The organism is Spirosoma oryzae (assembly GCF_003002825.1).
GTDB lineage: Bacteria > Bacteroidota > Bacteroidia > Cytophagales > Spirosomataceae > Spirosoma > Spirosoma oryzae.
Genome location: NZ_PVTE01000014.1, coordinates 1 through 19,930 on the forward strand (window position 1 = coordinate 1; position 19,930 = coordinate 19,930).

Sequence of the window (19,930 nt, forward strand, 5' to 3'; positions counted from 1 at the left end):
AATTCGGGTCCATTGTTGATCAGACAGCTCGTAGCGTTTCATACCACAAAGGTCATACTATTCGCTAAGTTTACTATGATTGTCCACACACTCTAGTCGTAGTGGGGCTATTTTTATTCTATATGGTTGCAGTGGCAGATGCTTGCTGCCGAAAGTAGTGCGACGTACGGTACGGACCAGGTTCTAATTACAACTAGATTCACTGATACATTGATCAAACCATCTGACCGCTCTCACTTTATCTGAACGCATTGTACATCGCATTGCACACGCGTTACTTGGAATAACAAAAAAGCACTTACGAACTAACGTAAGTGCTTGATTCAGAGAGAGCCAGTGGAGGGATTCGAACCCCCGACGCGCTTGCGCATCCTGATTACAAATCAGGCGGAATCGACCGCTATCCGACACTGGCAACTGTCGTGATTTGTGGTGCAAACTTAGGCTTTTTTACCATTGCCTCCAAACCACTTTTCACTTTTTTTATGGCGTAGACCCAGGCAGGTCTACGCCATAATTGCTATTCCTGAGCCGCTCTCAGCTCCTGCCGCAGGCTATCAAGCTGTTTTTCAGCCTCTGCAATCTTCTGATCGATGTCAGCGCGGAGCTTATCGGCGTTTTTCGAACGGGCAAAAAATTCGATATTGTTCCGATATGTAGCGATGTCGTTCTCGATGCCGGTCATACGACGGCGGATGTCACTCTCCCGCTTGTTGCCGGTCGAAGCACCGTAATCGCCACGGCTGTACTCGTTGCGACCGTAGTCACCACGATCCCTATCACGACCACCGCGCGAACCACCCGAACGTGCACCGCCCCGGCCCATTTCCGCTTCGCTCTGCTGCATGATCCGCTCTTTGTCTTTCGCCGGAATCTTGCCTGTCGCGCCTACCAACGCATTGACGGCATTGATGTACCGCTTCTGCGTCGTCTGCATGTCTTTCTTCGGTACAAACCCAATCTCGTTCCACTCTTTCTTGAACTCGTTGAGCTGCGACAGATCGGCATTTTCGGTGGCGGCTGCTTCAATGCGTTCGATCAGGGCGATCTTTTTCGCCAGATTCGCTTCGAACTCGCGGTCAGTATCCTGGTTTTTCGAGCGCTTCTTGTTGAAGAACGCGTCACAGGCAGCTTTGAACCGGTCGAAGATGGAGTTCTTCTGCTTCTCTGGTACCTGTCCGATATTCTTCCACTGCCGTTGCAGGTCGATTACCATCTGGGTCATCTCCGGTGATTCTTCACCCGATGCCAGAATGGATTCGACTCGCTCGCACAATTCGGTTTTCTGACGCAGATTTTCTTCCCGCTTGCTTTCCAGTTGCTTGAAGAATTCGCCCTTGTTGTGGAAGAACGTTTTCAGCGCAGCCCAGAATTTCTTGCTCAGTTCCTTGCCTTCTTCACGCGGCATAGGCCCTTTGATGGCATTCCAGCGATCCTGCAACGCCATAACGGCTTTCGTTCTGTCGTTCCAGTCGTTGATGCTGCTCGACGTGAACGAGGTCATCGGAACCAGCTCTTCGTAGATGGCCGATTTCTCTTCGTACAGTTGTGCCGACTCTTTCCGCTGCTCGTTGGTCTGACCACGGCGTTTGTCGTACAGCACGTCGAGGGCGGCTTTCATCCGACCCCACAGTACTTCCTGCTCAGCTTTTGGAGCCGGACCGATGTGTTTGTATTCTTCGAACAGGGCGTTGGCTTCGTCGATCACCTGCCGGGTGACAGCGTTTTCTTCGGAAGCTTTCACCATCGCTTCTACCTTCTCGATCACGTCGGTCTTCAGGCCTACGTTCCGTTTCCGGTCAAGGTCTTTCAGTTCGAAGTAGATGTTCCGGTTGCTATAGTAGCGGTCGACCAGCGCGTGGTACGTCGCCCAGAGCGTAGCGTTGTGCGGGGAATTCATGTTTCCAGCCGCTTTCCACTCGTCCTGAATTTTCTTGAACTCGTTCCAGCTCGTCTTGGGGTCGCCCGCGTTCGACTCGTCGGTTTCGACCAGTTCGCGCAGGCGCGTCAGCAGGTCGGTTTTAGCCGCGAAGTTTCCGTCTTTAGCTTTGTCGAGGTTCTGGAAGTACGTGTTCTTCAAGCTCTTGATCTGCTTGTAGAGCTCTTCGTACTGCTGCACAACGTCGTCCTGTTTGAAGGCAAAGCCATCTTCCGAACCGGTTTCAGCAACGTACGCCTGCAACGCAGCTTCGCGCTCGGCCCGCTTCATCTGATCGAACGGGGGTTTGCTTTCTTTCAGCACCAGGTCCGCCTTCTTGAAATCGCCGGGTGTTACCTCCGGCTTGCTGACAAGGGCCAACTGTGTTTCCAGCAACTGAACAAAGTCCTGCCGCGAGAACTGGCTGTAGTCAGCGGCTGGCTCGGCGTGTGCTTCGTCCGCTTCTTCCGTTTCGGCTACGTTCGCGTACTCCGTGCTGATTTCATCCGCCGGTACCGCGTCAGCGACACCGCTTGCCGCTACCTCCGCTGTTTCAGCGCTGGGCGATTCCACGCTGGGTGCATCCACACCGGGCGATTCCACGCTGGGTGCATCCACACCGGGCGATTCCACGCTGGGCAGCTCTGCTGGGGCGGCCACAGCGATTGCTTCCGCCGGACTCAGTTCGGTCGTTGCGGGCGTTTCGGCGCTTGCAGCGGCATCGCTCGTCGCTTCTGGTGTCGACACCGATTCATCGGCGGGTTGATCCGCAGCAGCGTCAGCAGCCACGGGCGCTGCCGGGGCTTCGACGGGGGCTGTTGATGCCGAGGGCGTTTCAGCTGCATCACTGCTTGCTGCGGGCAGCGACGTAGCGTTCGTCTCGTCGGAGGTATGAACGGCCAGCGTATCGGGTGCGGGCGTTGCGTTCTCCGACGGCTGGTTGATTTCCTGTTCCTGGTTTGCCATGTTAAAAAACGTACCGATTACTTTTGCAAAAGTACATATTTATGCGAATTTTCCCCTTTTTGCCAAATCGGAAAAGCCGCCTACTCTTCTTTCTCTATGACTGCGTCTATTAGCGATTTACGAAAAGAATACACCCGGCAGGGACTCGACCTGGCCGATGTCCTTCCCGACCCGATTGCGCAGTTCCGGCGCTGGTTCGACGCAGCCCTGCAAGCCGGTGTTTCCGAGCCCAATGCCATGCACCTTTGTACGGTCGGTGCAAATGGTCGTCCGGATGGTCGAATCGTATTGCTCAAAGACGTATCGAACGCTGGTTTTGTTTTTTACACCAATTACGAAAGTCGGAAAAGTCGCGATCTGCTGGCCAATCCATTTGCCTGCCTGACGTTTTTTTACCCTGATCTGGAACAGCAGATTCGGATCGAAGGGCGCGTGGAAAAGGTCAGCGATGCCGAATCCGACGTGTATTTCGCCAGTCGGCCGCGCGGTAGTCAGATCGGTGCCTGGGTATCGCCCCAAAGTCAGCCCATCGACGCGCGCGAGACACTGACCGAACGGCAACGCTTGTATGAAGCCCAGTTTGCCGATCAGCCGGTACCCCGCCCACCACACTGGGGCGGTTTCTGTGTTGTTCCCGACCTGATCGAATTCTGGCAGGGCCGCCCCAGCCGCCTGCACGACCGGGTCCGTTACCGGCGTGCCGACACCGATTCGGCCAACTGGCAACTGGACCGGCTGGCCCCGTAACGACGCTATATATACGATCTATAAAAAGCCCCGATCGGTCTCAGTGTACCTATGCTGAGACCGATCGGGGCTTCGCCGTTTAGGAAACGATTCGCTCCCGGCAGCGGAAAAATTTGGCATTGACAAGGCTACGACCAGCGACACCATCAGTAGAATTAACGGAAAAACTGATTATCAGGCCGCACATACCTGCCAGTTTACACACAACCTTGTTCTGACCTTTTCCCAACTGAGGACCGTTTATGATCTCAGCATCGCCCAAGCCCGTCACCGATACCCGCAGCCTGATCGGCGTGATCGGGGCTTCTTCCGTCGGCACGCTCATCGAGTGGTACGACTTTTACATCTTCGGATCGCTGGCGACCGTACTGGCCACCAAGTTTTTTCCGGAGGGGAATCCGACGGCGGCTTTCCTGTCGACACTGGCGACGTTTGCAGCTGGTTTCGTGGTACGTCCGTTTGGGGCGCTGTTTTTCGGTCGGCTGGGCGATCTGATTGGCCGGAAGTACACCTTCATGGTAACGCTGCTGCTGATGGGCGGGGCTACGTTTGCCATTGGCCTAATCCCGGCTTACGAAACAATCGGGTTCTGGGCACCGACGCTGGTGCTGGTGCTGCGGCTGTTGCAGGGACTGGCGCTGGGCGGTGAATATGGCGGGGCCGCTACTTACGTAGCCGAACACGCGCCCGTCGGACAACGCGGCTACTGGACGTCGTGGATTCAGACAACAGCCACGGTGGGTCTGTTCGTCTCGCTGCTGGTCATTCTACTGACACGCACGTCAATGTCGACGGACGCTTTCGACGACTGGGGCTGGCGGGTACCGTTTCTGGTTTCGATTCTGATGGTGGCGATTTCGTACGTTATCCGGCGAAACATGCATGAATCACCCCTATTCGCCAAGGCTAAGGCGGCCGGAAAAACGTCGACCAATCCGTTGAAGGAAAGTTTCGGTAACAAATACAACTTCAAGTTTGTCCTGCTGGCCCTGTTCGGTGCGACGATGGGACAGGGCGTGGTGTGGTATACCGGTCAATTCTACGCCATGAATTTCATCAAGACCGTCTGTAACGTCGACGCTATGCAGACCGATGAACTGATGTCTGTCGCGCTGCTTATGGGGACGCCCTTCTTCGTCGTCTTTGGCTGGCTGTCCGATAAAATCGGCCGGAAAGGCATCATGCTGACGGGGATGCTGGTGGCCATTCTGTCGTACCGGACGATCTACGAGACGATGTATCAGACGACGAATCTGGCAAACCGACAGGAGATTCCGGCCGGCCTGTCGATCAAGACAACGACGACACCCGACCCGAAAGGTGGGCTGCTCAAGACAACGACGGTAACGCACCTATATACCGACGGTACCCGGCTGATGGAGACGACGAAACGAGCGGCTTCGTCGGCTTCCACGAATGACACGGGTAAATCGGACGTAAAAAGATCGGTACTGCTTAACACGTCGGACCGCTGGACACTGATCTGGCTGGTTTTTATTCAGGTTCTGTTCGTCACGCTCGTCTACGGACCGATTGCGGCTTTTCTGGTCGAAATGTTTCCGGTCAAGATTCGGTATACGTCGATGTCGCTACCGTATCATATCGGCAACGGGGTGTTCGGTGGGTTACTCCCGGCCGTAGCCACCTACCTGGCTACGAAAGCTAAAGAAGCCAACGCAGTCGCCGAAAAAGCGGGGGCAGCGCTGCCTTATGCCGCCCCGTATCTGGAAGGGCTGTGGTACCCGATCATCGTTGCCGCCGTAAGCCTGGTGATTGGCGTAGTCTACCTCAGCAACCGCGCACAGGTAACGGACTAGGTTATTTACGTTCACTCCTCTATTCGTATTGACTAGCTTCTTCCCCGCACGGATATGAATGCACTTAAACGCTACTTAGGCATTGTGTGGCTGGCCCTGGCCGCTCTTACGGGTTATTTCGGTTTGTTTTCACTGGGCATTCCCAAACTGATTTCCGACAAAACCGACGATCTGGTGTTCGGTATCATCATTGTTTTTGTACTGATGCCGATCATTGTGGGTGGCCTGGTTCGCTTTGGCCTATACGCCTTACAGGGCGAATACGACGACTGATTCATGGTCTGCACCATCGTACAGTACGGTATTCGTCGGCATTCATCATTAGGAAACTATTAATTTATCGTCCTGACAACCCGACTGCGTTTAGGTATAGGCCAATCTGTCTGCTTTTCTGATAGTTGTACCGGCCCTTCCGGTCGATGCGATGCGATCACTGTATAGCCTGCCAACCGGCTGGTTCTTAGTAGCCTGCTTCGGTACTAACGCCGTTTGTCGCGGTGCATAACCCCATGAACGCTTCTCTACGCGCTGTTTAGTCATACTACCCGGTTCGACGGCGACTGAGGAGGATTGTCGGCAAAATGGTCCCGGAAGTGCGCCGGGATTTCTACCTTTACCGGGTGAATACAAAAAAACCCTAGTAACATCATAGACCCATGCGTATCCGTTCGTTTGAAGAATACCAGGCTGCGTATCAGAAAAGCGTCGAAGACCCCGAAGCCTTCTGGGCGGAAGTGGCTCAGCATTTCCAATGGCGCAAACCCTGGACGAAAACCCTGCAATGGAACTTTGAAGAGCCCAGTATCAAGTGGTTCGTTGGCGGCAAGCTCAACATCACCGAGAACTGCCTCGACCGGCATCTGGCCGAGCGGGGCGATCAACCGGCCATAATCTGGGAACCAAACGACCCGAACGAAGCGGGCACGACGCTCACGTACCGAATGCTGCACGATCAGGTCTGCCGGTTTGCCAACGTGCTGAAACGCAACGGCGTTGTCAAGGGCGACCGCGTCTGTATCTATATGCCGATGGTACCCGAACTGGCCATTGCCGTACTGGCCTGCGCCCGCATCGGGGCGGTTCACTCGGTTGTGTTTGGCGGCTTCTCGGCCCAGAGCATTGCCGACCGCATCAACGACGCCCAGTGTAAAGTGGTCGTAACCGCCGACGGCTCGTATCGCGGTAATAAAGAAGTACCGCTGAAAAATACGGTTGACGATGCCCTGATCGCCTGCCCGAGTGTGAAGCGGGTGATCGTCATGACCCGTACCCGCACACCAGTGTCGATGATAAAGGGTCGCGACGTTTGGTGGGAACAGGAGCTGAAGCAGGTCACGGCCGACTGTCCCGCCGAGGAGATGGATGCCGAAGACATGCTGTTTATCCTCTACACCTCTGGCAGTACGGGTAAGCCGAAAGGCGTGGTGCACACCTGTGGCGGCTACATGGTTTACGCGGCTTACACGTTTCAGAACGTATTTCAGTACGAAAACAACCAGGTGCATTTCTGCACCGCCGACATCGGCTGGATTACGGGCCACAGCTACATCGTCTACGGCCCGCTGGCCTGTGGTGCGACATCACTGATCTTCGAAGGGGTGCCCACTTACCCCGATGCCGGGCGCTTCTGGGACATTACCGACAAGCACAACGTCAATATTCTCTACACGGCTCCAACCGCGATTCGCTCACTGATGGGCTTCGGGACGGATGTCGTGGCAAAGCACGACCTGAGTAGCCTACAGGTGCTGGGTTCGGTGGGCGAGCCGATCAACGCAGAAGCCTGGCACTGGTACGACGATAACATAGGCAAGAACCGCTGCCCAATCGTCGATACGTGGTGGCAGACCGAAACGGGCGGGATTCTGATTTCACCGCTGGCCGGCATCACCAAAACCAAGCCGACCTTCGCGACGCTGCCCCTGCCGGGCGTACAACCCATTCTGGTTGATGAAAACGGTAAAGAAATCGAAGGAAACGGCGTTAGCGGCAACCTATGCATGAAATTTCCCTGGCCGGGCATTCTACGCACGACCTACGGCGACCACGAACGCTGCCGACAGACTTATTTTGCGACCTATCCCGGTCTGTACTTTACCGGCGACGGCTGTCTGCGCGACGAAGACGGATACTACCGCATCACTGGCCGGGTCGATGACGTGCTGAACGTATCGGGCCACCGCATCGGAACGGCCGAAGTCGAAAACGCGATCAACATGCACACGGGTGTGGTCGAAAGCGCGGTGGTTGGCTACCCCCACGATATCAAAGGACAAGGCATTTACGCTTATGTCATTACCGAACACGAGTTGGACGACAAGGACGCTGACCTGACCAAACGGGACATCAACGCCACCGTCAGCCGCGTCATTGGCCCCATCGCCAAACCCGACAAGATTCAGTTCGTCTCAGGCTTACCCAAAACCCGGTCTGGCAAAATTATGCGCCGGATTCTGCGAAAAATCGCCGAAGGTGATACCAGCAACCTCGGTGACACCACTACCCTGCTCGACCCGGCCGTTGTCGAGGACATCAAGGCAGGCGCGCTGTAAATCGAATGAACCTGATTAATGGAATCAGCGCTGATTTTGTGTCATTGAGTAGCCGTTAGGCAACGAAACTATTCGGATATCAGATGGATAGTCGACAGGGCTCATCCCATCTGGTATCCGGGCAGGTTCTGCCCGAAAATATAGTGGCGATGCGGCAAATAAGGTCCTGTTTACCATGAATACGAATCCTATTTTGTTTGCCGTTGAAACACCGCTTGACTTTGTTGTATCGCTTTCCGAAAACCGCTGGCAGCTTATCGTTACGCAGAAACATCCAGTACTGGCTGGTCAGGAAGAATTGATTAAATTGACGCTTGAAGACCCGGATGAGATTCGCCGAAGTAAATCCGATGAGCGAGTTTATTTGTTTTATAGAACAACAGGCACAAAGCGTTGGACCTGCGTCGTTGTCAAGCATCAGGACAGCGAAGAAAGCTTTTTGATAACTGCGTATCCAACAGACGCCATCAAAGAAGGCGACATACTATGGACAAGATAACGGTTTTTCACGACATCGAAGGTAATACGCTGACTGTCTGGTTTGGGAATAGGCAGGACGAGATAACAAGCGAGGAAACCGGTGACGAACTCGTTCTGATGAAGAATGCGCAGGGTGAAGTAATCGGCTTTGAAAAACTCAACTTTCGCCCCGCCGATCACAGAAACATTCCGATCTCTTTCGAAACCGTCACGGCATAATTCGGCTCGTATTAAGCTCAGCCGAAACCCATTGTTACCCGATAGCAACGCAGTGAGCACGGGCGTTGTAGCGAAATGTATCATTCAGCCACTGTCTGCACTAGAGAAGATGAGCTGAATTTTCGCTCAACAGTTTACACGGCCCCACTCGCTGATTTATCAGCATTAACAATACTGACTGTCATCAAACCGATAAACGTCAGCCTATTGTGAGCAGCGGGTATCTTGTCGTACACGCAGCTTTGGCGGTTTGTCTACAGCCGGCTAAATCAGTAGATTGCCGGTCACTTCAGTGGCCATCTGTACCCAAAACGAATTAGATCACTACGCTAAACTGACCATAACCTATTGATGAAGCATTACCTGACTCAGGACCCCTGGCGCATTGTTGAAGACGGGTTCCATCGCGATTACAACGAAATTACCGAAAGCGTCATGTCGCTGGGCAACGGCCGACTGGGAGGCCGTGGTTCGTTCGAGGAGAAGTTCAGCGGGAAAACGTTACAGGGCAACTACGTAGCCGGGGTGTACTACCCCGACAAAACGCGCGTCGGCTGGTGGAAAAACGGCTACCCCGAATACTTCGCCAAGGTGCTCAACGCTGCCAACTGGATCGGTATCGACGTCGACATTGAGTACGAAGCCCTCGATCTGGCGCAGTGTGAAGTCCGTGATTTCCGGCGCGTGCTCAACATGCAGGAAGGCTACCTCGAACGCGAGTTTGTGGCCGTGCTGAAAAGTGGTAAGGAAGTACGGGTCAATGCGAAACGCTTCTGCTCGATCGTCGACGACGAAGCCGGTGCCATCCGCTACGCCATCACGCCACTCAACTTCGACGCGAAGATTACCGTCACGCCCTACGTCGACGGCGGCATCCGCAACCGCGACGCGAACTATGACGAAACGTTCTGGGACGAAGTGCGTAAGGAAACGGCCTACGGCGAAGCGTACATTCAGCTGCGGACACGGAAGACCGGCTTCCATGTCGTGACGGGGATGTGCGTGGAGATCGAGCAGGACGGTGTACGGATCGACTACCAGTCGCAGCCGATCAAATACGAGAAATACGTTGCCAACCGCATCTCGCTCGATTGCCGGCGGGGGCAGGAAACGGTCGTTTACAAGTACGCCGTCAACCTGTCGTCGCTCAACATGCCGAGCGATTCGCTGATGCGCGAAGCCCACACGGCCATTCAGACGATCAGCCGCAAGGGGTTCGATCGGATGCTGGTCGAGCAGCAACAGGCCTGGGCCGACAAGTGGAAGACGAACGACATCACCATCGACGGCGACGTAGCCGCCCAGCAGGGTATTCGGTTCAACATTTTCCAGCTCAACCAGACCTACACCGGCGAAGACGAGCGGCTCAACATTGGTCCGAAAGGATTCACCGGCGAGAAATACGGCGGTAGTACCTACTGGGATACGGAAGCGTATTGCCTGCCCTTCTACCTGTCGACGGCCGATCAGAAAGTAGCCCGCAACCTGCTGATCTACCGCCACAAACAGCTAGGCAAAGCCATCGAGAACGCGCAGAAATTAGGCTTCCGGGCCGGGGCCGCGCTGTACCCGATGGTGACGATGAACGGGGAAGAATGCCATAACGAGTGGGAGATCACGTTCGAGGAAATCCACCGCAACGGTGCTATTGCCTACGCCATCTACGACTATGTCCGCTACACAGGCGACGAACAGTATCTGGCCGACTACGGGCTGGAAGTCCTGATTGCGATCAGCCGGTTCTGGAGTCAGCGGGTCAACTGGTCGAAGGCGAAAAACCAGTACGTGATGCTAGGTGTGACGGGGCCGAACGAGTACGAAAACAACGTCAACAACAACTGGTACACCAACTACATCGCGGCCTGGACGTTGCGCTATACGCTCGAAGCGGTGGAGAAAGTCAAGGCCATCGCGCCCGATCGTTACGCTGAGCTGATCGACCGGATTCATTTCCGCGAGGAGAAAGAAACGGCGACTGCCCGGCACATTATCGACCACATGCACTACCCGTTCGATCCGGAGCGGCAGGTCTTCCTACAGCAAAGCGACTTCCTCGATAAGGATCTGATGCCGGTGTCGGACATCCCGAAAGGGCAGCGTCCGCTGAATCAGCACTGGTCGTGGGATCGGATTCTACGGTCGTGCTTCATCAAACAGGCCGACGTGTTGCAGGGTCTGTATTTCTTCGAAGACGAGTTCGATACGGACACGCTCAAACGCAATTTCGACTTCTACGAGCCGATGACCGTGCACGAGTCGTCGCTATCCCCCTGCGTCCACTCGATTCAGGCGTCGAAACTGGGGATGAAAGAGAAGGCCTACGAAATGTATCTGCGTACCGCCCGGCTCGACCTCGACGATTACAACAACGACACCGAAGACGGTTGCCATATCACGAGCATGGCTGGGACGTGGCTGGCGGTAGTGAAAGGCTTCGGTGGTATGCGCATCAGCCACGACGGACAACTGCAACTGGCACCGTACTGTCCCGAAAACTGGCAGGCGCTGTCGTTCAAGATTCGCTTCCGGGGTAATCTGCTGGCCGTCACCGCAACGCAGGCCGACGTGACCGTGCAGAACTTTTCGACCCAACCGATCACGTTACAAGTTAACGGTCAGCCACTCACGATAGCGGGCAACCAATCACAAACGGTTTAGCAGTCCCCTCATTTCGTTGTCGCAACCCGCATCCTGTTGTTCGGATACAGGATGCGGGTTGTGACAATCCTGCGAATGAATCCACCCCATTTCGATACCGTTACCCCCGTTTATGATGCGCTGAGCCGACTTGTGTTTGGGCGTCGCCTGGAGCGGGCTCAAACCGTATGGCTGTCCCAGATTCAGGCGGGGGCATCGGTGTTGGTGCTTGGTGGGGGAACGGGTGCCCTGCTGGGTCCGCTACTCGCCAGACAACCGGGCCGGCTGCTGTTTCTGGAAGCCTCCCGGCAGATGCTGGCGCGGGCCAGTCAGCGGATGATCCGGGAGCAACTGACGGGGCAGGTTACATTCCAGCATGGCTCCGAACAGGCCTTAACCCCGACCGATCAGTTCGACGTAATCATCCTCCCCTTCGTACTCGACGTATTCACGGAATCAACCATCCGTGAGCGAATGCTACCAGCCCTGCTCCGTGCTTTACGCCCCGGCGGCATCCTGCTGATTACCGATTTTGTTCGCACCGATCGTCGCTGGCAACGTGCGTTGATTCAGGTGATGATCTGGTTTTTCCGCCTGACAGCCAACATCGAAACACGTCGGCTAGCCAGCTGGCAATCGCTGGTATCGGAAACCCGGCTCAACCGCGCCGGTCAATGCCCGCAGGTGTGGGGTATGGTCTCGGCCGAGTGGTGGCGCTAGTACAGACTAAGTCGTTGCGCTGTCGTAACCCAAACCGGCTGCGGTACGTATTCTCAAAAGAACGCAGCTTTTTTCGGGTTGGAAGGTGCCGACAGATACTTTTGTGTTCCTGTCTATGAGAACGTATCTACTTGTCTTTTTCTGGCTGATCGTCGGCCGGTTGGGCGTGGCCCAGTCGTTGCCTGTACTCGATCAGAACCCGGCCAGTCTGCGCTGGTATCAGCTCAATACACCCCACTTCCGGGTACTCTACCCGACGGGCTTCGACAGTACCGCGCAACGGACCGCCGGGCGGCTCGAACAACTCTACGAACCAGTCAGCGCGTCGCTCGGGAAACGGCCCCGGCGCATCTCGGTACTGCTACAGAATCAGAACACAAGCAGTAACGGTTTTGTGACGCTCTACCCACGTCGGTCGGAGTTTTTTGCCGTACCCCCACAAGACCCTACCCTACTGGGCACGCTCAACTGGCTCGACCTGCTGGCAGTTCACGAGTTTCGTCATGTCGTACAGTACGACAAAGCCCTGCAACACTACGGCAAGGTACTGTATTCGCTGCTGGGGAATACGGGGCTGTACATCCCCCTGCTGACTGTTCCCGACTGGTTTGCCGAAGGCGATGCCGTGGGTACCGAAACCCTGCTCAGCACCAGCGGCCGGGGGCGCATTCCGAATTTTGACCTCGGCATGCGAGCCAATCGACTCGCCGGACTGGACTTCGATTACCAGAAAGCCGTCTGCGGCTCGTTCCGCGACAACGTGCCGAACCATTACGTGCTGGGTTATTTCATGACGACCTACCTCAAGCGCACCTACGGCCCCGACGTGTGGGATCGGGTTCTGAACCGAAACTACCGGCGCTTCCCGTGGCCCTTTGCCTTTTCGCGCAGCATCCGCGACGTCACAACAATCGCCACGCAGCCCGGTCTGAGCGTAGAAGCCCTGTACCAGCAATCGATGTCCGACGCGACTGACAGCTGGGAAAAACAGCGGGCGGGTCTGACGCTGACACCCGCCACCAACCTGCCCGTTTCGGCGGAAAAGCAACAGACAAGCCGCCCCGTTTTTACAAACTACCAGCACCCGCAGTTTCTGAACGACTCCACGCTGATCTGCGTCAAGAGCGGGCTGGGCGACACACCCCGGCTGGTTTTGTTAAGCGAAAACAAACCAGAACGGACGATTCATGTGCAGGGATTCACCAATGATCCCGGTATGCTGTCGGCCACGCCGACGATGGTTAGCTGGATCGAGTTTGGCTACGACCCGCGCTGGGGGCAACGCCTATATTCGACCATTCGGTTGCTAAACATCAAGACTGGCAAGCTGACGCGACTGACTCATCGAACCCGGTATACCGCCGTGGCCCTTTCGCCCGACAATAGCCGGCTGCTCGTTGTCGACAACACGACAGACTACCATACCCGACTGCTGGTATTAGACGCCAAAACCGGGGCAGTTCTGAAAACACTGGCGAATCCAGACGACGCCTTCTACCAGCACCCACGCTGGCAGGCGGACGGTCGAACCATCGTGGTTGTCTGGTTGAAAAATGGGCAGAAAACGATTCAGCGCATCGACACGCAGACCGGCGAAACAACGGATCTGCTCCCCCGTTCCGGCGATAACAGCAGCAATCCACAGCCTGCCGGCGACTATGTGCTGTTCAACTCACCCCGGTCCGGCATCGACAACATTTATGCGGTCGATACGCGATCGGGGCAGGTGGCGCAGGTAACGTCGCGCCCACTGGCGGCTTACCATGCAGCCGTCTCACCATCGGGCCGGACGCTGGCTTTCGACGATTTTGCCGCCACCGGATCGCGCATTCAGACCATGCCGTTTGCCCCTACGTCATGGACAGTCGTTTCGGCTGTACCCGCTAACGGCGGCAGTACACCACCCGTGCGCTTCTTCGGCAAGCTCCCGCAGCAGGACCCTGGTGCCGCTGCCGGACGGGCTGTCCTGCGCGACTCGGTGCCGTCGGTTACGTATCGGGCGAAGCGATTCAGCCGGCTGGGGCATGCCCTCAATCCTTATTCGTGGGGTGCCGTTCTGGGCAGTACCGGTCAAAGCCTGACCGTCGGCCTGAATTCGCAGGACCTGCTCAGTACCACGCAGTTTGGCGTCGGCTACGCTTACAATCAGGCCGAGCGCGTGGGTAATTTCTTTGCGAACCTGAGTTATCAGGGCGCTTACCCCATCTTCGACCTGAGTTTTCAGCGAGGCCATCGCAACACGTCGATTTATATCGACCGCACGGCACCCAACGACTCCCTACGGTCAGACCGCTGGCAATACAATCAACTAACGGCTGGCGTCCGACTGCCCTGGCGGCTGACCAATTCGAAGTACGTCCGGTCGATGAGTCTGTCGACGTATTACAATTACCAGCAGGTGACAGGCTATGACCTGCCTGTTCGGTATGCAACCGAAGTTGGTTTTGCGGGATCGCTCAGCGCCCTGACATATGGGTTCAGTTTTTCGCAGGTCATCCGGCAAAGCAAGCGGGACGTAGCCCCTCGCTGGGGGCAGGCCCTGTCGATCAGTTATCGCCATACACCTTTCGGTGGCCGATTACAGGCTGGTCAGCTGGCAGCACAGGGTTTGTTGTATGTGCCGGGACTTGGGAAGCACCATTCACTGCGCCTGCGGGGTGGTTATCAGCAACAGGGGGCTGGCGACAGCTACCTATTTAGCCCAGCCGTGGCCTACCCGCGCGGGCAGGCGTACGTTAGCACGACGCAACTGTACACCACCAGCGCCGACTACCGATTACCCCTGGCCGACACACACTGGTCGCTGGGTCGGCTGGCTTACGTACAGCGGGTGAAGGCCAACGTGTTCTACGATTTCGCTCAGGGTACGAATTACCAGTATCAGACGGTAGGGCTCGACCTATCGCTGGTGTTTAACGTGTTGCGCATCAGAACGCCACTGGAAGCCGGTATTCGTACCATTTACAATGTGAATACCGGCCTGCCACTGATACAGCCGCTCGTAATTGATATCGGATTCTAGAATCGGTCGCCCCGGACGGGCTGATCGTGCTTGATGTCCACGTAATGCCAGCGGCCCCGGCCGGGTCCCGGTTGGGTTAAGCCCATCTTTTGGTCGACCTCCCGGAACAGCCGGCGACTAACGGGTAGCCAGGTAGTGCCGACAAGAACTTCGGCCGTTTTGGGGGCTACCAGCCGGACTTTGACGATGTAGCGCGGATTGACAGCGTATTGCCGGTGCAACCGAATAAAGGCGGGCAATTCGACCAGACATGCTTTCAGCGTCTTTGCCAGCAACCAGTTGGTTTCGTCCGTGCAATAGATCGTCGTGTAATTGCTATTGCTCGACAGGTAACTTATCGCATCGGACTGACTGGTCAGATTGATTCGTTTCATCAATATAATTTGTTGTTAGACAACATATACGGTTCTACAATGACTACCGATTTTATATCCCCTGATTTAGTAGACTAACAACTATCACACCAACTCCGCGCCAAATCACGCATGCGGCACCTTGCATCCCTGCCGCGCCGTACCTACCTTTGGGGCATCAGCCAGGGTAAGTAATTTCATTTCGATTTACTGACTACACAGAGAGGTGTCCGAGTGGTTGAAGGAGCACGCCTGGAAAGTGTGTATACGGGCAACCGTATCGAGGGTTCGAATCCCTTCCTCTCTGCCAAGTATTTAAAAGACTAGTTTTCACCCAATTGAGAGTGCCCGTTACGGCTTCGTGACGGGCTTTTTTATGCACATGCCACTCACTCGCGGCTGACCTGCGGCTTATCAAAGCACCCTGCCCGATCGTATCGGCACTCAGCATATGATCGTTTAAACTGAAACCAGGCGGTTACATGCGGTTACAACTGCTTTTTGGGCTGGCTCACAGGCAATCAGCTACGAATTGATATTTTTTTAATAAAGTTTTAATCTACCACTCAGATAAAGCAACTCAAATAAAAAGGCGTGACCAACATGGCATGCGTTCTTACTAAGCGGAGTTGACCGGTTCTACTGGCGCACATCCTGGGTCGACCCCCTACTCAGAATGAGAACTTTTGAGCGTGGACCAGGGGGACGATGGCAGCCGGATAGCCCCGTCGATCAGGGAGCCGCTGGTCAGTCTGGGCCAGTAGCGGAGGCAGTTACAGCAGAAACGACTTGGCCCTGAAGGTGTCCAGCCCCAACAGTTGGACGCATTACAGGCGGCATTTGGGAGGTCGGGGCATCACCCTTGTGCGAATTGTTCTGAACCTTTTCCTCGTTTAATCGTACTCATCAATAAGAGATTACGCTGTATCGGGCCGGGTGTCTGACCTGCACGTACTCCGCTAATTATCCGGCGGGGACCAACGGCTGGCGATAAATCCATACTTTTGAGGATAGCCCTACCCGTAAGCAACGTACAGCAAGACCACCCTCTTTTGCCCAATTTTTAACGCAGCAACCAACAGCATCCACACGGTTAATCATCTCACCGTCCATGAAAAGTCTTTTCTCGGAACAAACGTTGATTCCGTTTCTAGAGCAATTCGATTTTTCACTTGTTCTTCGTGCCGATTCGCCCCAATACACGATACTGGTCGTTAGTGACCAGGCGGAGCAGTTGCTTGGCTACCAACGCGCGCAACTGGTGGGCAAATCCCTGACCGACGGCTTCAGTAATGCCCCCATCGACCCGATCGGCAATGCATCGTTTCAGCAGACACTAGTGGCCGTCATTCGCGACCGACAGCCCCGTACGCTGCCGACCTACGAGCAGCCAAGCAGCACAGGTACTGGCAGTATCTACCTGAAAAAAGTGCTGAAGCCCATCGTCGACACCCACCAGCAGGTTGCCTACGTGCTCGTTACCACGGTCGACATTACGCAGCAGGTACTGGCGCAGCAGGCTGCCGAGCAGAGTGAACAGCGACTACGTGCCGTTATTCGACAGGCACCGGTAGCCATCGCTCTCTACCGAATGCCCGACATGGTGCTTGAACTGGCCAACGAGCGCATGCTTGCCTTATGGAATAAATCGGCAGCTATTATCGGTAGCCCGCTGGCCGACATCGTAACCAGCGACGAGTTGCAGGACATACAGCCTATCGTAAAGGCAGTCTTCACCAGCGGCATTCCGTATTACGGCACCCACTTCCCGTCGACGGTCCAACCGGATGATCCCGGAGCGGGGCCTTTCTTTGATCTGGTCTACTCCCCCGTTCGCGACTGCCACAATACTACGACATCGGTCCTGTCGATTATCACCGACATCACCCAGCAGGTATTGGCCAGTCAGGCGTTGAAGGCCAGCGAACAGCGTCTACAGGGCCTGATCGATGAGTCGCCCATGGCCATTGCCGTTTACAAAGGCCGGGACATGACAATCGAACTGGCGAACGAGGCTATGCTGTTCATTTGGGGGAAATCCGCTTCCGTTATCGGCCAACCATTAGCGACCGCGCTACCCGAGTTACAAGGACAACCCTTTCTGAAACAACTCGATGATGTGTACACGACCGGCATCGCTTATCACGCCAGGGAGGCACCAGCAACGCTTCAGGTCGACGAAAAACTGGTCACGTCGCACTTTAATTTCACCTACAAGCCGCTGGTCGATGCAACCGGAGAAGTGTATGCGATTCTAAACGTGGCTATCGACGTCGAGGAAAGTGTGATGAATCGGTGGCATCTACAGGAAAGTGAGGACCGCTACCGACAGTTGGCCGCGCAACTGGAAGAACGTGTGCAGCAACGTACCCAGGAACTCGATGCCATGAACGAGGTGCTGCGTCGGTCCAACGAAAACCTGGAGCAGTTTGCCTACATCGCCAGCCACGATTTACAGGAACCGCTGCGCAAGATTCAGCAGTTTGGCGACCTGTTGCTGAACCAATATCAGGAACAGTTGGGCACCGGCGTCGACTACCTGCAACGGATGCAGCTGGCCGCCTGGCGCATGTCGACCCTGATCCGCGAACTACTCAGCTTCTCCCGTATCTCTACCAGCAATCACCAGCACTGGGATCAGCAGGTGGCGCTTGGTGCGCTGATTGCTAGTATCGAAGACGATCTCTCGGTAGCTATCCAGGAAAGTGGGACAGTAATCGAATCCGATACGTTACCTACCGTACAGGGCGACGAACTGCAACTGCGGCAGTTGTTCCAGAATCTGCTCAGTAACGCCATCAAGTTCCGGCGTCCCGGCGTGGTGCCCCATATCCGCCTTGTCTGTGCGATCGTTTCGGCCGAGCAATTACCCGGCAATACCGTTCCGGTCAGCCGGGAGGGGCAGTTCTATTGCATCGACGTGCGGGACAACGGTATTGGCTTCGACGAAAAATACCTCGACCGCATCTTTCAGGCTTTTCAACGGTTGCATACCAAGCAGCAGTACCAGGGAACGGGCATTGGGCTGGCCATCTGCGAAAAAGTCGTCGCGAATCACGGGGGCGCTATTCGCGCCAGCAGCCAGCCCGGTCAGGGAGCAACGTTTAGTATCTACCTGCCCGTGAACGATCCCCGCCAACCGGCCACTGTCCGCCTTCATTAGCTATCCTTCATGCGCGCCAACGACGAGCTGATTCTCTTTCTATCGGTCCTGAAATGGCTGCTGCTGTCAACACTTATCGGTTGCGTAGCCGGGCTTAGTGCTTCGGCCTTTATCCGATTCATTCATTTCGTTATCGAGCAGGGCAACCGTTACGAGTACATCTTCCTGCTGCTTCCCGCCAGCTTTTTTACGGCCAATCTGTTGAGTCAGTTCGTGCTGAAACGCCACCTTGGCACCGACGCGCTGATTGCTGCGATCAACAAAAATTACGGTAAAATCGAGGGAAGTTTTATCCCGACCAAAGTAATCAACGTCATACTGATTCTGGCAACGGGTGGTTCGGCGGGTAAAGAAAGCCCCTGCGCACAAATCGGCGCGGGTATCGGTTCGGTATTCGCCAATCTGTTTCGTGTCGACGACATCGACCGGCGGAAGATGGTCTTGTGCGGGTTCTGCGCGGGTTTCGCCTGTGTGTTCGGCGCGCCACTGGCGGGAGCCTTGTTCGGCATCGAGATTCTGGCCGTCGGTGTCATTCTGTACGACGTACTGCTTCCTGCTTTTGTCGCGTCGATTACGGCCTATCAGGTATCGTCGGCATTGGGCGTGACGTTCTTTTATTACCCGCTGACCTTTGTTCCCGCCTTCGGGCAGGGCTTTTTCCTCAAGCTGATGGCGGGTGGTATGTTCTTCGGTTTGTGCGCATACGGTATGATCTGGGCAATCCGTACCAGTACCCGCGCCGTCACGAGCATCCCCATCTGGCGACCGCTCAAGGGCCTACTGGGCGGAGCTGTGCTGGTGGTGCTGACCCTGCTCTTTTCCCGCGACTACCTGGGACTGGGCCTGAACCTGATGGAGTCGTGCGTGCGTGGTGCTCCTGTCGTCGGCTATGCGTTTCTGCTCAAGGCACTCTTCACCATCATCACGCTCAGTATCAGTCGCAGCGGCAGCGTCATCACGCCTATTCTCTTTATCGGTGCAACGGCGGGCAGCTTCTTCGGCGACCTCGTTGGGGCCGACCGGGCGACCTTTGCCGCCATCGGTTTCGTCAGCCTGCTGGCCGGCACGACAAACACGCCAATTGCGACGAGCATCCTGGCCATCGAGTTGTTTGGCGCGGCCGTAGCGCCGTATGCCGCCGTGTCGTGCGTCATCAGCTTTCTGCTGTCGGGCCACCAGAGTTTGTACACATCGCAGGTATTGGCCGTAGCCAAATCAAGAGGGATACGCGCCCGCCTTGGCCGCGAACTCGGCGCATCGGATAAAGACAAGGAGCCGTAGTTCGTTTTGTAGCCTGGCCCCACGCTGAAGAGTCAGTCCGGGCATACCGTTACAC

13 protein-coding genes, 2 tRNA genes and 1 pseudogene are annotated in these 19,930 nt (G+C 55.6%); 13 read left to right on the forward strand and 3 right to left on the reverse strand.

Annotated elements, in window-relative coordinates:
• Positions 1-331 precede the first annotated feature (331 nt).
• Positions 332-415, reverse strand: a tRNA-Thr gene (locus tag CLV58_RS16510).
• Positions 416-520: 105 nt separating this feature from the next.
• The gene (locus CLV58_RS16515) at positions 521-2,884 is read right to left on the reverse strand and encodes a DUF349 domain-containing protein (RefSeq protein WP_106138940.1); all 2,364 of its coding nucleotides are present in this window, start codon (positions 2,882-2,884) and stop codon (positions 521-523) included.
• Between the two features lie 96 nt (positions 2,885-2,980).
• On the opposite strand from CLV58_RS16515, the gene pdxH reads away from it, so the two are divergent.
• The 9 genes from pdxH to CLV58_RS16560 all read left to right on the forward strand — a co-directional run bounded on the left by pdxH (position 2,981) and on the right by CLV58_RS16560 (position 15,078).
• The gene (gene pdxH, locus CLV58_RS16520; RefSeq protein WP_106138941.1) at positions 2,981-3,631 is read left to right on the forward strand and encodes a pyridoxamine 5'-phosphate oxidase; all 651 of its coding nucleotides are present in this window, start codon (positions 2,981-2,983) and stop codon (positions 3,629-3,631) included.
• Positions 3,632-3,873: 242 nt separating this feature from the next.
• Positions 3,874-5,448: an MFS transporter gene (locus tag CLV58_RS16525; protein WP_106138942.1), complete on the forward strand. Its 1,575-nt coding sequence runs from the start codon at positions 3,874-3,876 to the stop codon at positions 5,446-5,448.
• A 54-nt stretch (positions 5,449-5,502) separates the two neighbouring features.
• Positions 5,503-5,721, forward strand: a complete 219-nt coding sequence (locus tag CLV58_RS16530; RefSeq protein ID WP_106138943.1) for a DUF6814 family protein — start codon at positions 5,503-5,505, stop codon at positions 5,719-5,721.
• A gap of 383 nt (positions 5,722-6,104) precedes the next feature.
• Positions 6,105-8,000, forward strand: a complete 1,896-nt coding sequence (gene acs / locus CLV58_RS16535) for an acetate--CoA ligase (protein ID WP_106138944.1) — start codon at positions 6,105-6,107, stop codon at positions 7,998-8,000.
• A 175-nt stretch (positions 8,001-8,175) separates the two neighbouring features.
• Positions 8,176-8,499 carry a hypothetical protein gene (locus CLV58_RS16540; protein ID WP_211300868.1) on the forward strand — a complete coding sequence of 108 codons (324 nt, stop codon included), beginning with the start codon at positions 8,176-8,178 and terminating at the stop codon, positions 8,497-8,499.
• Entirely contained in the window at positions 8,487-8,699 is a 213-nt protein-coding gene (locus CLV58_RS16545; protein WP_106138945.1) for a DUF2283 domain-containing protein, read from the forward strand. Before CLV58_RS16540 ends, CLV58_RS16545 begins: the two co-directional genes overlap by 13 nt.
• Positions 8,700-9,050: 351 nt before the next feature.
• A complete protein-coding gene (locus CLV58_RS16550) occupies positions 9,051-11,357 on the forward strand; it encodes a glycoside hydrolase family 65 protein (protein ID WP_106138946.1) in 2,307 nt (768 codons plus the stop codon).
• Between the two features lie 75 nt (positions 11,358-11,432).
• Complete coding sequence (locus CLV58_RS16555; RefSeq protein WP_245882359.1) at positions 11,433-12,056, forward strand: class I SAM-dependent methyltransferase; 624 nt, start codon at positions 11,433-11,435, stop codon at positions 12,054-12,056.
• 115 nt (positions 12,057-12,171) lie between these two features.
• Positions 12,172-15,078: a hypothetical protein gene (locus CLV58_RS16560; protein WP_106138948.1), complete on the forward strand. Its 2,907-nt coding sequence runs from the start codon at positions 12,172-12,174 to the stop codon at positions 15,076-15,078.
• On the opposite strand, the gene CLV58_RS16565 is transcribed toward CLV58_RS16560, so the two are convergent.
• Positions 15,075-15,452 carry a LytTR family DNA-binding domain-containing protein gene (locus tag CLV58_RS16565; RefSeq protein WP_106138949.1) on the reverse strand — a complete coding sequence of 126 codons (378 nt, stop codon included), beginning with the start codon at positions 15,450-15,452 and terminating at the stop codon, positions 15,075-15,077. The two genes, CLV58_RS16560 and CLV58_RS16565, sit on opposite strands and share 4 nt — an antisense overlap.
• Positions 15,453-15,651: 199 nt before the next feature.
• Here CLV58_RS16565 and CLV58_RS16570 point away from each other — a divergent pair.
• The 4 genes and pseudogenes from CLV58_RS16570 (at position 15,652) to CLV58_RS16580 (ending at position 19,875) form a co-directional block, all read left to right on the forward strand.
• A tRNA-Ser gene (locus CLV58_RS16570) sits at positions 15,652-15,741 on the forward strand.
• 801 nt (positions 15,742-16,542) lie between these two features.
• A pseudogene (locus CLV58_RS29190) lies at positions 16,543-17,316 on the forward strand (PAS domain-containing protein); the annotation flags it as partial.
• 27 nt (positions 17,317-17,343) lie between these two features.
• Positions 17,344-18,594 (forward strand): sensor histidine kinase, encoded by a 1,251-nt coding sequence (locus tag CLV58_RS29195; protein WP_425443534.1) that lies wholly within the window; start codon positions 17,344-17,346, stop codon positions 18,592-18,594.
• A gap of 9 nt (positions 18,595-18,603) precedes the next feature.
• Positions 18,604-19,875, forward strand: coding sequence for a chloride channel protein (locus CLV58_RS16580; protein ID WP_106138951.1), 1,272 nt, complete (start codon positions 18,604-18,606; stop codon positions 19,873-19,875).
• Positions 19,876-19,930: the final 55 nt, after the last annotated feature.

Bases quoted from the DNA above. Each gene is read 5' to 3' on its own strand.
- CLV58_RS16580 (WP_106138951.1), top strand. From the start codon at position 18,604: ATGCGCGCCAACGACGAGCTGATTCTCTTTCTATCGGTCCTGAAATGG.
- CLV58_RS16550 (WP_106138946.1), top strand. From the start codon at position 9,051: ATGAAGCATTACCTGACTCAGGACCCCTGGCGCATTGTTGAAGACGGG.
- acs (WP_106138944.1), top strand. From the start codon at position 6,105: ATGCGTATCCGTTCGTTTGAAGAATACCAGGCTGCGTATCAGAAAAGC.
- CLV58_RS16560 (WP_106138948.1), top strand. From the start codon at position 12,172: ATGAGAACGTATCTACTTGTCTTTTTCTGGCTGATCGTCGGCCGGTTG.
- CLV58_RS16555 (WP_245882359.1), top strand. From the start codon at position 11,433: ATGAATCCACCCCATTTCGATACCGTTACCCCCGTTTATGATGCGCTG.
- CLV58_RS16565 (WP_106138949.1), bottom strand. From the start codon at position 15,452: ATGAAACGAATCAATCTGACCAGTCAGTCCGATGCGATAAGTTACCTG.
- CLV58_RS16545 (WP_106138945.1), top strand. From the start codon at position 8,487: ATGGACAAGATAACGGTTTTTCACGACATCGAAGGTAATACGCTGACT.
- CLV58_RS16540 (WP_211300868.1), top strand. From the start codon at position 8,176: ATGAATACGAATCCTATTTTGTTTGCCGTTGAAACACCGCTTGACTTT.
- CLV58_RS16525 (WP_106138942.1), top strand. From the start codon at position 3,874: ATGATCTCAGCATCGCCCAAGCCCGTCACCGATACCCGCAGCCTGATC.
- CLV58_RS16530 (WP_106138943.1), top strand. From the start codon at position 5,503: ATGAATGCACTTAAACGCTACTTAGGCATTGTGTGGCTGGCCCTGGCC.
- CLV58_RS16515 (WP_106138940.1), bottom strand. From the start codon at position 2,884: ATGGCAAACCAGGAACAGGAAATCAACCAGCCGTCGGAGAACGCAACG.
- pdxH (WP_106138941.1), top strand. From the start codon at position 2,981: ATGACTGCGTCTATTAGCGATTTACGAAAAGAATACACCCGGCAGGGA.